Here is a 13422-nt window from a genome sequence, read left to right as displayed (position 1 = left end):
CGCGGGCCCGGTTCCCCGCCGTTAGCGGCAACGGAAAAATTGGGCGGGTTCCCGCATTGTAGGCGGGCAGTTTCGGGGGTAGGCGCAGGCCATGACCCCGCCCCAAACCCCGCATCGAACCGCCGTCGCCCCCGTGCTTCTGCTCTGGGGGGCCGGGCTGGGCGCGGCGGCGCAATACGGCAAGATCAGCGTGATCTTCGACATGCTGCCGCAGCTTTATCCCGCCGTCGGGCCCGCGCTGGGGTTCATGGTGTCACTGGTGGGCTTCGTGGGCATCCTGCTCGGCGTCGTTGCGGGGCTGGTGGTGGCGCGCATCCGTTATCGGCGCGCGCTGCTCTGGGCACTCTGGACGGGCGCGGCGATCTCGCTCCTGCAGGCGTTGCAGCCGCCGCTGTGGCTGATGCTGGCAAGCCGGGTCGCCGAAGGGGCATCCCACCTCGCGGTGGTGGTGGCGGCGCCCACACTGATCGCGCAGATCAGCGCACCGCGGCATCGGGGGTTCACGCTGACCCTCTGGGGGACATTCTTTGGCGTGGCCTTCGCGGTGCTGGCCCTTGCCGGGCGACCGCTGGCGCAGTCCTACGGGGTGCCGGCCCTGTTTCTGGCCCATGCGCTCTACCTCGCGGCGTTCGCGCTGCTTTTGTCCGCACGGCTGCGCCGCCTGCCGCAGGAAGGCCCGCCGCCCTCGCTGTCGCCGGGCAAGATCCTGCGCCAGCATCTGGAGATATACCGCTCCCCCCGGCTGGTAGCACCCGCGGCGGGCTGGCTGTTCTATACCTTCAGCTTCGTGTCGGTGCTGACGGTGCTGCCGCCCTATGTAGACGCCGCCCATCGTACTCTGGTCATGGGCGCAATGCCGCTGGCCGGGATCGCGGTTTCCATGACGCTGGGCGTGGCCCTGCTGAAACGGATGACGGCGGTGCGGGTGATCGAACTGGGTTTTGCTCTGTCGGCGCTCTGCATGGCGTGGCTTTGGCTCTGGCCGGGGCATCCGGCGGCGGCCATCGCCCTTGCGGCCTCCATGGGGCTGGTGCAGGGCGCCAGCTTTGCCGCCGTGCCGCAGCTGAACGATAAAGCGCAGGCGCAGGCCCGCGCCAATGGCGCGATGGCCCAGATGGGCAACCTCGGCAATACCATGGGCACACCGATCATGGCTGCCGCCGTGGCGGGCGTGGGCTTTGCCGGGCTGCCGCTTTTGGCGGGGGGTGCCTTTCTTGCGGGGCTGGGGGCTCATGTGCTGTTGGGGCGGCTGCGCGGCCCCTGACGCATGTTCGCCTTTGGTTCGCTTTTGCCCATTGGAGAATCCGCCCGCCGCCCCTATGTACAGACCCGTGAACGGGGGTCCGGATGGCTGAGCAGAAGAATATCGAGGTGCGCGGCGCGCGCGAGCACAATCTCAAGAACATCGACGTGGATATTCCACGCGACAAGCTTGTCGTGATCACCGGGCTTTCCGGGTCCGGCAAATCCAGCCTCGCCTTCGACACGATCTATGCCGAAGGCCAGCGCCGCTATGTCGAATCCCTGTCGGCCTATGCGCGGCAGTTCCTTGACATGATGCAGAAGCCGGACGTGGATCACATCTCCGGCCTGTCGCCCGCGATTTCCATCGAACAGAAGACCACGTCGAAGAACCCGCGCTCCACCGTCGGCACGGTGACGGAGATTTACGACTACATGCGGCTGCTCTTTGCCCGGGTCGGCACGCCCTACAGCCCCGCCACCGGCAAGCCGATCGAGGCCCAGCAGGTGCAGGACATGGTCGACCGCATCATGACGATGGAGGAGGGCACCCGCGCCTATCTGCTGGCCCCCATCATCCGCGACCGGAAAGGCGAATACCGCAAGGAATTCCTCGAGTTGCGCAAGCAGGGCTTTCAGCGCGTGAAGGTCAACGGCGAATTCTACGAGCTGGACGAGCCGCCGGTGCTGGACAAGAAGTTCCGCCATGACATCGACGTTGTCGTCGACCGGATCGTCGTGCGCGAGGGGCTGGAAACCCGGCTGGCCGACAGTCTGCGCACCGCGCTGGACCTTGCCGACGGCATCGCCGTCATCGAAACCGCCCCTGCGGAGGGTGAGCCGGAGCGCACTACTTTTTCGGAAAAATTCGCTTGCCCGGTCAGCGGCTTCACCATTCCGGAGATCGAGCCGCGCCTGTTTTCTTTCAACGCGCCCTTCGGGGCCTGCCCGTCCTGCGACGGTCTTGGGGTTGAGCTCTTTTTCGACGAACGGCTGGTCGTGCCGGACCAGAACCTGAAGATCTACGACGGCGCGCTGGCGCCCTGGCGCAAGGGTAAATCGCCCTATTTCAAGCAGACCATCGAAGCCATCGCCAAGCACTACCAGTTCAACCAGTCGACCCGCTGGAAAGACCTGCCGGAAAAGGTGCAGCAGGTGTTTCTTTACGGTTCGGGCAAGGAAGAGATCAAGTTCCGCTATGACGAGGGCGGGCGCGTCTACGAGGTGAGCCGCGTCTTCGAAGGGGTGATCCCCAACATGGAACGCCGCTACCGCGAGACGGACAGCAACTGGATCCGCGAGGAGTTCGAGCGCTATCAGAACAACCGTCCCTGCGGCACCTGTGGCGGCTACCGCCTGCGGCCCGAGGCGCTGGCGGTCAAGATCGGCCCGGCGAAGGGGGGCGCGGACGAATTGCTGCACGTGGGCCAGGTGGTGCAGATGTCCATCCGGGAGGCGTTCGACTGGTGCCAGCGCGTGCCGGACTACCTGACGCCCCAGCGGAACGAGATCGCGCGCGCCATTCTGAAAGAGATCAGGGAGCGGCTCGGCTTCCTGAATAACGTTGGATTGGAATATCTTACGCTGTCTCGTTCAAGTGGTACGTTAAGTGGCGGGGAAAGCCAGCGTATCCGTCTGGCCAGCCAGATCGGCTCTGGCCTGACCGGTGTGCTCTATGTGCTCGACGAGCCCTCCATCGGTCTGCACCAGCGCGATAATGACCGCCTGTTGCAGACGCTCAAGAACCTGCGCGATCAGGGCAATACCGTCATCGTCGTCGAACATGACGAGGAAGCGATCCGCGAGGCCGACTACGTCTTTGACATCGGTCCGGGCGCGGGTGTGCATGGCGGGCAGGTCGTCAGCCACGGGACCCCGGAAGAGGTGGCCGCCGACGGCAATTCAATCACGGGCCAGTATCTGACCGGCGCGCGCGAAATTGCCGTGCCCGCCACCCGCCGCAAGGGAAACAAGAAGAAGCTGCAGGTGGTCAAGGCCACGGGCAATAACCTGCAGGACGTCACCGTGGATTTCCCGCTGGGCAAGTTCGTCTGCGTGACCGGCGTCTCGGGCGGGGGCAAATCGACGCTCACCATCGAGACGCTGTTCAAGACCGCGTCGATGAACCTCAACGGTGCGCGGCAGACCCCGGCACCCTGCCAGACCATCAAGGGGCTGGAGCACCTCGACAAGGTGATCGACATCGACCAGCGCCCCATCGGGCGCACGCCGCGGTCAAACCCCGCGACCTACACCGGCGCCTTCACCCCGATCCGCGACTGGTTCGCCGGCCTGCCGGAGGCCAAGGCGCGCGGCTACAAGCCGGGGCGCTTCAGCTTCAACGTCAAGGGCGGGCGTTGCGAAGCCTGTCAGGGTGACGGTGTCATCAAGATCGAAATGCATTTCCTGCCGGATGTCTATGTCGAATGCGAAACCTGCAAGGGCGCGCGTTACAACCGCGAAACGCTGGAGATCAAGTTCAAGGGCAAGTCCATCGCGGATGTGCTCGACATGACGGTGGAGGATGCCCAGACCTTCTTTGCCGCCGTGCCGTCGATCCGCGAAAAGATGGATGCGCTGATGCGTGTGGGGCTGGGCTATATCAAGGTCGGCCAGCAGGCGACGACCCTGTCGGGCGGCGAGGCGCAGCGTGTGAAACTGTCAAAAGAACTGTCGAAACGCTCTACCGGGCGGACGCTCTATATCCTCGACGAGCCGACAACGGGTCTGCATTTCGAAGACGTGCGCAAGCTGCTCGAAGTGCTGCACGAACTGGTGGATCAGGGCAATTCGGTCGTGGTGATCGAACATAACCTCGACGTGGTGAAGACGGCGGACCACATTATCGACATCGGCCCCGAAGGCGGCGACGGCGGCGGCCGCGTGGTGGCGACAGGCACCCCGGAAGAGGTGATCAAACTCGCCGAAAGCCACACCGGCCGCTATCTGGAACCTCTGCTGACGGGGCGTCGCAAACCGCAGGACGTGGCGGCGGAGTAGGGGAGACTGTACCGGCATCGCCCCCCTCCGCGAACGGGAGGCGAGAGCCAACGCAACACGGCTCCCTGACGCGCGCCTCAGAGGGCTGAGATCGCTTCGATCACAGTTGCACGATCCTGAACTGCGCCGGTTTGCAGGTATTCCATCGCCTTCAAAGCGGCTTCATGCGCTTCGACAGACGATCCTGCCACGCAATCCGCCACGACCCTGCAGAAATAATCCGACTGGTGCCCGTCCACGAATGTGTAGTGGACGCAGACATCTGTCAGCCCACCGCACAATATCAGTGTATCTACCTTCAGGCCTCGTAGCAGTATTTCGAAATCCGTTCCGAAAAACGCAGAATAACGGCGTTTCGGGACCACGTAGTCGCCTTGGCGAAATCCCATCTCCTCCTCTGCGAGCTCTGTCCTCGGATCGTCTTCGAGGCAATGCACGTCCTCGTCGCCATCCAGTTCCCGGCCGAAGTCGATCAGGTCCGTCCGATGAACCTCCTGAATGAAAATGACCGGCACATCGTTTTGATGCGCTGCATCGACCAGATCGCGTGCGGCGATCATCCGCTCCTTGTAGCCCGGCATGTTATCGATGGATCGTACTTCGCTGTTATCCAGAAATGTGCTTTTCTGAATATCGATCACGATCAGGGCGGGCCGGCCTTCGATCAGGTTGCGCGGCAATTTTGCTTTCGTCGTCATTTGCAAAGTCCTTTTGGTTCAGTGCGCTTCCGAGCCGAGCAGAAACATTCCGGCAAGCAGCAGTATCATGCCGACAATGCTGGCCCAGCTAAGATTTTGATTAAAGAACAGGACGCTGACCATGACAGAACCGACAGAGCCGATGCCTGTCCATATCGGGTAAGCGATCCCTAGGGGGAGCCGCGTCATCGCGACATAGAGCGTCACAAGGCTCAAGATCATCGCAAGGGAGGTCAATGTACCGGTCGCCCAAGTCGGGCTTTGCCCGAGCTTTTTCAGCCCGGTCGCCCAAGCGATTTCCAGAAGACCTGCAGTAAGGAGAAAAATCCAAGCCATTTCGACCCCCGTATTCGCAGGTCGTCCTGACGTGAGCCCATCTTGACCGGGTCGTCCCGGAAGGCATTGAGGGGCCGATTAATGTATCTGCTGTGAGCCGTCAAGAGCGATGCCCACGGCCAAATGGGCTTCGGCCCCCCTCATAACGCCGCGCGGGCGATCCGGATAAGCTGCAGCGTCTCGAAGGCGCGTTCTTCGACCATGATGACTTCGCCGTTGAGGACCGAGTATTTATAGCCCGGCTCGGGGGCCGACAGCTTGTAGGTCGCCATCAGCTCGTTCTGGGTCAGTGCGGCGGTCGGGGCAACCTGCACGCCTTCGCCAAGCGGTGCTGCGCGGGCCAGATCGTTGATCGACGACAGGGAGTTGTAATCCTTGTCATCGAGCAGAACGGGCATCCCGTCGATCAGTGCATAGTGACGACCGGCGGGGGCGGGGCGCAGGTTGTAAAGCTCCGCGATCTCCTCTGAGGTGAGCAGCAGGTTCGTCTTGGGCGTGGCAGGTTGCGGCTTCGGTTCCGCGCGGGCCAAAGCCTCGGGTGCCGGTTCGGTCTTGCGCGTGGTTTCCACCTTGGCGGTGTCCTCGCGCGTTGTGCTCCGCTGCGTGGAATCGGTGCGGCCCCGGGCCAGTGCCGCGCGGGCGTTATCGTCCTGAATGGCGGCGGGCAGGCCGCTGCGGTTGGTGGGGTTCACGCTTGCAAGAACGGTTTCCTCCGGGGGCAGGCGGCTCACCGCGGGGGCGAGCGCGCTTACCCCGTCGCGGCGGGCATCCAGCATGTTTTCATAGTCCTGCGGCCCGTAGGACACCCATTGCTCATAGGTGACCCCCTGTTTGGCAAGGCCGGGGGGCACGCAGGGGGGATCGAGCTTTGCCAGACCCGGCGGGCAGTTGCGATAGGTCAGCAATTCTTCCTCCGGCAGGTCGGAGGCGCGCTGCCCCTGACTGAGCAAGGCCGCAGGCACGCTGCTGAGGATGGCGGCAAGGTCGCGGTCTTCGGGCGCGCGGCGGGACAGCACTTCGCGGGCCACGCGGTCGCGGTCCTCACCCGAGCGTTGGCGCGTGATGTTGCGCACCATGGCCGCCGCGTCGCCGGTCACGCGGATCTTGCCGTCCTCCAGCCGGATATTGCCCTTCTCGATCTCCCGCACGACCTTGCCCGCGTCCTTTTCCACCTGACGGATCACCTGGTTGAGCGCATCGCCAAGGTTCATCTGCACATGCGTCACCGGGGGCGACTGGCGGATATGATCCTGTGGCGCGGGCAGCGGCAGCGGTTGCAGGGTGGCAGCGCTCACGGCGGTACCGATCAGGCCACTGGCGGCAAGGGCGGCAGCACGGGCAAAGGGGGAACGGGTCATTTCATGTCTCCGGCAGGCTTGGCACGGCGACGGCGCCGCGCGTGATGTGCAGGTCATGTCGGGAAGGGCCGGTGGAGGGCCCCATGTCCTGTTTCCCCAACGCGCGGGCCTGCCGCCGGTTCCCGAAGGACCGCGGCGACAGGCCCGACATGCGGCCCCTGTGGCGTTACAGAACCGCGCGGGCGATCCGGATCAGTTGCAGCGTCTCGAAGGCCTGATCCTGCAACTGGATCAGCTCGCCGTTCAGAACGGTGTACTTGTAGCCGGGGTCCGCCGCGGGCAGCCGGTAGGTGCGGCGCAGTTCATCCTGCGTGAGCGCTGCGGTGGGGGCCACGGTCACGCCCTCGGCCACATCCGCGCTCAGCGCCAGTTCGTTGATCCGCAGCAGCGAGGTATAGTCCTCCTCGTTCAGCAGGACGGGCAGGCCGTCGATCAGCGCATAGCGATGGCCCGCGGGGGCGGGGCGCAGATCGTAAAGCTCCGCGATCTGGGCCGAGGTCAGCAGCAGCTTCTGCTCGCCCGGGACGGGGGTGTCGTCCAGCCGAACGATGCGGCGGGGGGTCTCTTCGATCACCACCGTATCATTGGTGGCCGCCTGCGCATCGGTATCGTCGAGGTCTTCGAGATAGCCGCGCCGCCGGTCGAGGTAGATGCGGTCCAACTCGTCCTCGTCGTAGGAAACCCATTCCTCATAGGTCACCCCCTGCGCGGCAAGGCCCGGCGGCACGCAGGGCGGGTCCTTCTTGGCGAGGCCCGGGGGACAGTTGCGATAGGTGAGGAGCGCGTCGTCCTCCACCTCGGCAAAGGCCACGCGGTCGCCCAGCAGTGCCAGCGCCCCGGCGGACAGCAGCGCGGCCATGTCCCGGCTTTCGGGGGCCGCCGCGCGCAGAACGGCACGGGCCTGGGTTTCGCGCTCGGCCTCGTCGCGCAGCGTGCGGCGGGCGTAGTGGTCACTGGCGCGGGCCTCTTCCAGCAGTTTGTGATATTCCTTGTGCGCCTTTCGGTCTTCCTTGAGCGCTTTCTTCACGGCCTTCTCTTCGGCCTTGGCGGCTTTCTCGGCACGTTTTTCCAACTTTTCGGCGGCCTTCTCGGCCTTTTTCTCACGCTTTTCTTCGGCTTTTTCCGCGTGTTTTTCGCGCTTCTCGGCGGCTTTCTCGGCCTTTTTCTCTGCCTTCTCCGCAGCTTTGCGCGCTTCCTTGGCGTGTTTTTTCGCCTCCTTGTCGCCCTTGTCATCCTTGATCAAGAGCACGCCGGGTGCGGGCTGCGGGGCCGGGATCGTCAGGATCGACGTCTGGGGGGCATATGCGGGCGGTGTGGCAAAGGCCGGGGCGGCGGCGATGGCCAGCGCCACGGCGAGGGGGAAGGTGGTCTTTTTCATGTCTGATCTCCGTTAGGGCAGCGGGAGCCTGCGTCTTGCGGCTCCCTTCTCTGACATGTCGGGGCGGGCCGAAGCCCCATGTCTTGCAGCGTTAACGCTGCGCCCTTCCGGTTGTTCCCGGCCTTGCGGCGCGTGGCAAGATGCCCCGCCGGGTGCTGGGCGGATGCCCGCTCAGCCCGAATGGCCGCGCGCCTCAAAGCGGGGCAGCATGGCCGAAAAATCCCGGCCCTTGCCGTCTTCGTCATTCACGAAACTGGCATAGAGCGACCGCGCGAGCTGACCCATGGGCGTATCGGCATCGGCCATTTCGGCGGCCTGCTGGCTCAGCCCGAGGTCCTTCAGCATCAGTTCGGCGGCGAACCCGGGTTTGTAGTCGTTGTCCGCGGGTGAGGTCGGGCCGACGCCGGGGGCAGGGCAATAGGCGTTCATCGACCATGAGTACCCCGAAGAGGTGCTGACCACGTCGAACATCTTCTGCCGGTCGAGGCCTAGCTTGTCCGCCAGCGCGAAGGCTTCGCAGGTGGCGATCATGGTCACGCCGAGGATCATGTTGTTGCAGATCTTGGCCGCCTGACCGGCGCCCGCCTCGCCGCAGTGGACGGCCTTCTGGCCCATGATGTCGAAAAGCGGCTTCGCCTTGGTAAAGGCGTCCTCCGACCCGCCGGCCATGAAGGTCAGCGTGCCCGCCGACGCGCCGCCGATGCCCCCCGATACCGGAGCATCCACGGCCAGCAGCCCTGCGTTTTCCGCCGCCTCGGCGGTGTTGCGCGCGCTTTCCACATCCACGGTGGAACAATCGATGAAAAGGCTGCCCTTGGCCATATGGGGGATTGCTTCGGCTGCGACATCGCGCAGGATCGACCCGTTGGGCAGCATGGTGATGACCACATCGGCGTCCTTCACTGCCTCGGCGATGGAGCCTGCCGCTGTCGCACCCTCTGCCGTGGTGCCTGCCACGTCATAGCCGCGTACAGTGTGACCGGCCCGCGCCAGATTGGTCGCCATTGGTGCGCCCATGTTGCCCAGCCCGATAAATCCGATTGTCATGCCCGCCATCAGTGATCCTCCAGTTTCAGGGCGTCGGCGCCCAGGGGTTGCAGCATTTTCGCAACCGCCGCCGTGGGCACGTCGCGGTCCGCGAATTGCCACTTGGGGTTGCGGTCCTTGTCGATGATCGCGGCGCGGATCCCTTCGAGGAAGTCGCCGTCTTCCATCGCGCGGTAGGTAAAGCGGTATTCGAGGTCGAGCGCCTTTTCCATGGTGGCGGATGGGCCGCGCAGCCGGTGCAGAATCTCGATCGTGCAGGCCATCGACAGCGGGCTGTTGCGGCTCATCTTCTTGGCGGCGTCCTGGGCCAGATCGCTGTCATCTGCCGCGAGGGTGCGGCCAATGTCTTCCAGCGCCTCCCCGGCAAAGAGCGCATCGATCTGTGTCTGAGCCTCTTTCAGCGTGCCCGCGGGTGCATCCTCCACCGCCGGATCGAGCACCGTGGTATCGCCCGAGCGCGCCAGCGTATCGATAAGCTGCGGCCACTTCTGTTCAGGGATGAACATATCCGCAAAGCCCGCATGGATCGCATCCGCAGGCCCCATGCGCGCCGTCGTCAGGCCAAGGTATTCGCCCAGCCGCCCCGGCGCCAGCGCCAGCAGAAGCGAGCCGCCCACGTCGGGCACCAGCCCGATGCCGCATTCCGGCATGGCGATCTGGCTCGTCTCGCCCACGATGCGGTGCGTGCCGTGACAGCCGATGCCCACGCCCCCGCCCATGGTGAAGCCCTGCAGGAAGGAAACGACGGGTTTGGGATAGCTGAATATCTTGTGGTTGAGCCGGTATTCATCGGCCCAGAACTTCCGCCCATAGGCGTAATCGCCCTTGGTGCCGGTCGCGTAAAGCTCCGCGATATCCCCGCCAGAGCAGAAGGCCCGCTCGCCCTCCGCGTCCAGTATCACCACCTCGACTTCGTCGTCGTCGCGCCAGTCGTCGAACGCCCGTTCGATGGCAAGGCACATCTCGTAGGTCATGGCGTTGAGCGCCTTGGCCCGGGTCAGCGTGATGCGGCCCGCGCGGCCCTTCTTGCGGATGTCGATATCGCTCATCTGTTCTTCAGCATGTCGCGGGCCACGATGACGCGCATGATTTCGTTGGTGCCTTCGAGAATCTGATGCACGCGCAGATCGCGCACGAGCTTCTCGATCCCGTAGTCGGCAAGGTAGCCGTAGCCGCCGTGCAATTGCAGGCACTGGTCCACGATGCGGCTGCCCGTTTCGGTCACGAACTTCTTGGCCATGGCGCAAAAGCGCGTGGCGTCCGGCGCACCGCTGTCCAGCTTCCACGCGGCCTGCCGCAGGAAGGTGCGCGCTGCCTGCAACTCGATCTCCATGTCCGCAAGGCGGAACTGCAACCCCTGGAACTGGTCGATGGTCTGGCCGAAAGCCTTGCGTTCGCCCATGTAGTCCAGCGTGGCGTTCATCGCCGTCTGGGCCGCGCCCAGCGAACAGGCCGAGATATTGAGCCGCCCGCCATCGAGCCCCATCATCGCGTATTTGAATCCCTTGCCCTCTTCGCCCACGAGGTTCCCGGCGGGGATCACGCAGTCGTCGAATTGCACCTGTGCGGTGGGTTGGCTGCGCCAGCCCATTTTGTCCTCGAGGCCGCCAAAGCTCAGCCCTTCGGTGCCGTCCTCGACATAGACGCAGGATACCCCCGCCGCGCCACCGTCGGAGGTACGGACCATGGCGACATAGGCATCCGAATAGCCGCCGCCCGAGATGAAGGCCTTGGTCCCGTTCAGGCGGTATCCGTCGTTGGTGCGTTCGCATTTCGTCTTGAGTGCTGCGGCGTCCGAGCCCGACCCGGGTTCGGTCAGGCAATAGGACAGCACCGTTTCCATCGACAGCACGCCCGGCATGATCCGCTCTTTCAACGCGTCATCGGCGAAGGAATCGAGCATCTTGGCGCACATGTTATGGATCGACAGGAAGGCGGCAACCGAAGGGCAGGCCATCGACAGCGCCTCGAAGACCAGCGTCGCGTCGAGCCGGCTCAGCCCCGAGCCGCCCGCGTCCTCCGACACGTAAAGCCCGCCGAACCCCAGTTCGGCAATGCGCGGCCAGAGATCCTTGGGTATGGTGCCTTCGGCTTCCCACTGGCGGGCATATGGCGCGATATGTTCCTGCCCGAAGGCATGGGCCATGTCGAAGATTGCGGTCTGTTCCTCGGTCAATGCGAAATCCATCGCGGTCCTCTCCCTTGGTCGCTCCGCTCTAATTGAACGGTTGTTAAATTTGTAACAGCGGCCCTCCCGCGGGACAAGCTGTCAGAGGTCGGCGTGAAACTCCTCGATCAGGTGGCGCACGATGGCGGGGCCACGGTCATCTTCGGGCGCGCGGGCGGCGACGGCGCGCTGGCGGCTGGCGCTGGTGCCATTTGCTATGACATCGCGCAGCGCACAGATCTCATCCAGACACCCCAGCGCCTCTGCGTCTTCGGCCAGCAGCGATACGAGTTCATCGAACAATTCGTCAAAAGGCCTGAGCGCCCGCTCGCCGAAATCGATCAGCCCTTCGGTCACGCCATAGCGCTGCGCCCGCCAGCGGTTTTCCGAGATCAGGAACCGGTCATATTCGCGCCAGCGCAGGTTGCGGTCGCGCAGCCGCATCAGCATGCGCATGATCGCCTGCGTCAGCGCAGCCAGCCCCAACGTATGTTCCAGCCGGGGCTGGGTGTCGCAGATCCGGCTTTCCAGTGTGGGGAACTGATGCGAGGGGCGCAGGTCCCACCAGATCTTGGAGGTGTCCTCGATCACGCCGAGGTCGATCAGGGTGCCGGCGGTGCGCTGATATTCCGCCCAACTGTCGAAGCGCGGCGGCAGGCCGGTGCGCGGCATGTTGTCGAAGATCGACAGTCGGTAGGAGGCCAGCCCGGTATCGTCCCCCTGCCAATAGGGGGAGGAGGTGGACAGCGCCAGCAGATGCGGCAGGAAGTACGAAAACTGCGGCATCAGATCGACGCGCAGGGCTTCGTCCTCCACCCCGACATGCACGTGCATCCCGCAGATCAACATGCGCCGTGCCACGAGCGCCAGTTCCGATTCCAGCGACTCGTAGCGTTCCTTGTCGGTGGTGTCCTGCTGCTTCCAGTCCGAAAACGGATGGCAGGAGGCGGAGATCGGCACGAGGTTGAAGCGTCCTGCCACCTCGGNACCATCATGATGTTCCTCTTCGCCATTCCCACCTTCGAGGGGCTGGCGATCTACCTTTTGCCGAAGATGCTGGGCACCCGTGACCTCGCCTTTCCGCGGCTCACCGCCTATGGCTTCTGGTGCTATGTCTTCGGCGGTTCGATGTTGCTGGTGGCGCTGGTGCTGGGCATCGCGCCCGATGGCGGCTGGTTCATGTACCCCCCGCTGACCGGCCCGCTGCATTCACCGGGGATCAACACCGATTTCTGGCTGATCGGCATCACTTTCGTTGAGATTTCGGCCATCTGCGCGGCGGTCGAATTCACCGTCTCGATCCTGCGGTATCGCGCGCCCGGCATGTCGCTCGACAAGATGCCGATCTTCGCGTGGTACGCGCTGGTGACGGCGCTGATGATCCTGACGGGCTTTCCCCCGCTGATCCTCGGCTCGATCCTGCTGGAGCTTGAACGCGCCTTCGGCCTGCCCTTCTTTCAGGCGGAGCTTGGCGGCGACAGCCTGCTCTGGCAGCACCTCTTCTGGCTTTTCGGCCATCCGGAGGTCTATATCATCTTCCTGCCCGCCGCCGGGGTCATCAGCACCATCATTCCCGTGATGGCCCGAACCAGCCTGCTGGGCTACGGTTGGATCGTCGCCTCCGCCGTCGCACTCGCTTTTCTCAGCTTCGGGCTCTGGGTCCACCACATGTTCACCACCGGCATCCCGCATATGGGGCTCGCTTTCTTTTCAGCGGCCTCCACGCTGGTCGCGGTGCCCACCGGCGTGCAGGTCTTTGCCTGGATAGGGACCCTGTGGAAAGGCCGGCCGGAGCTTCACCTGCCGATGCTGCATATCCTCGGCTTTTTCGTGACCTTCGTGATCGGCGGGCTGACGGGGGTGATGGTCGCTGTCGTGCCGTTTGACTGGCAGGCCCATGACACCGCCTTCATCACCGCGCATCTGCACTATGTGCTCTTCGGCGGCTTCGTCTTCCCGATCCTCGCGGGCATCTATTACTGGCTGCCGCTCTTCACAGGCCGAAAGCGGTTTTTCCGCATGGGAGAGACTGCATTCGCGCTCATCTTCCTTGGCTTTCACGGCACGTTTCTGGCGATGCATTGGGTCGGATTATTGGGTCAACGTCGCAGGATAGAGACATATGACGCCGAAACGGGCTGGGGTGCGATCAACTTCGCCTCTTCCGTCGGCAGCTTCATCCTCGCCATCGGCCTC

At 64.2% G+C, this 13422-nt stretch carries 10 protein-coding genes and 1 pseudogene; 3 read left to right on the top strand and 8 right to left on the bottom strand.

Annotated features, from left to right (window positions below):
- The first annotated feature begins 91 nt into the window (after window positions 1–91).
- Together A3728_RS02410 and uvrA are read left to right on the top strand one after the other, a co-directional pair.
- Window positions 92–1264, top strand: a complete 1173-nt coding sequence (locus A3728_RS02410) for an MFS transporter (protein ID WP_067919924.1) — start codon at window positions 92–94, stop codon at window positions 1262–1264.
- An 83-nt stretch (window positions 1265–1347) separates the two neighbouring features.
- Entirely contained in the window at window positions 1348–4242 is a 2895-nt protein-coding gene (gene uvrA, locus A3728_RS02405) for an excinuclease ABC subunit UvrA (protein ID WP_067919922.1), read from the top strand.
- A 77-nt stretch (window positions 4243–4319) separates the two neighbouring features.
- On the opposite strand, the gene A3728_RS02400 is transcribed toward uvrA, so the two are convergent.
- The 8 genes from A3728_RS02400 to A3728_RS02365 form a co-directional block, all read right to left on the bottom strand.
- Window positions 4320–4940 carry a cysteine hydrolase family protein gene (locus A3728_RS02400; protein ID WP_067919920.1) on the bottom strand — a complete coding sequence of 207 codons (621 nt, stop codon included), beginning with the start codon at window positions 4938–4940 and terminating at the stop codon, window positions 4320–4322.
- Between the two features lie 18 nt (window positions 4941–4958).
- Window positions 4959–5276: a DMT family transporter gene (locus A3728_RS02395; RefSeq protein WP_067919918.1), complete on the bottom strand. Its 318-nt coding sequence runs from the start codon at window positions 5274–5276 to the stop codon at window positions 4959–4961.
- 140 nt (window positions 5277–5416) lie between these two features.
- Window positions 5417–6634, bottom strand: a complete 1218-nt coding sequence (locus tag A3728_RS02390; protein ID WP_067919916.1) for a hypothetical protein — start codon at window positions 6632–6634, stop codon at window positions 5417–5419.
- 166 nt (window positions 6635–6800) lie between these two features.
- A complete protein-coding gene (locus A3728_RS02385; protein WP_201722109.1) occupies window positions 6801–8012 on the bottom strand; it encodes a transketolase in 1212 nt (403 codons plus the stop codon).
- Between the two features lie 171 nt (window positions 8013–8183).
- Window positions 8184–9059: a 3-hydroxyisobutyrate dehydrogenase gene (gene mmsB, locus A3728_RS02380; RefSeq protein ID WP_067919927.1), complete on the bottom strand. Its 876-nt coding sequence runs from the start codon at window positions 9057–9059 to the stop codon at window positions 8184–8186.
- A gap of 8 nt (window positions 9060–9067) precedes the next feature.
- Window positions 9068–10108: an enoyl-CoA hydratase/isomerase family protein gene (locus A3728_RS02375; protein ID WP_067919914.1), complete on the bottom strand. Its 1041-nt coding sequence runs from the start codon at window positions 10106–10108 to the stop codon at window positions 9068–9070.
- Window positions 10105–11247, bottom strand: a complete 1143-nt coding sequence (locus tag A3728_RS02370; protein WP_067919912.1) for an acyl-CoA dehydrogenase family protein — start codon at window positions 11245–11247, stop codon at window positions 10105–10107. Before A3728_RS02370 ends, A3728_RS02375 begins: the two co-directional genes overlap by 4 nt.
- Before the next feature lie 81 nt (window positions 11248–11328).
- Window positions 11329–12207 (bottom strand): carboxylate-amine ligase, encoded by an 879-nt coding sequence (locus tag A3728_RS02365; RefSeq protein WP_236630398.1) that lies wholly within the window; start codon window positions 12205–12207, stop codon window positions 11329–11331.
- A gap of 3 nt (window positions 12208–12210) precedes the next feature.
- Between A3728_RS02365 and A3728_RS02360 the strand changes: the two are divergent.
- A pseudogene (locus tag A3728_RS02360) lies at window positions 12211–13422 on the top strand (cbb3-type cytochrome c oxidase subunit I); the annotation flags it as partial.

Origin of the sequence: Sulfitobacter sp. HI0040 (genome assembly GCF_001634885.1) — a bacterium.
In the GTDB taxonomy this organism is placed as follows: Bacteria; Pseudomonadota; Alphaproteobacteria; order Rhodobacterales; family Rhodobacteraceae; genus Sulfitobacter.
This window is presented reverse-complemented; position numbering and strand designations above follow the sequence as displayed.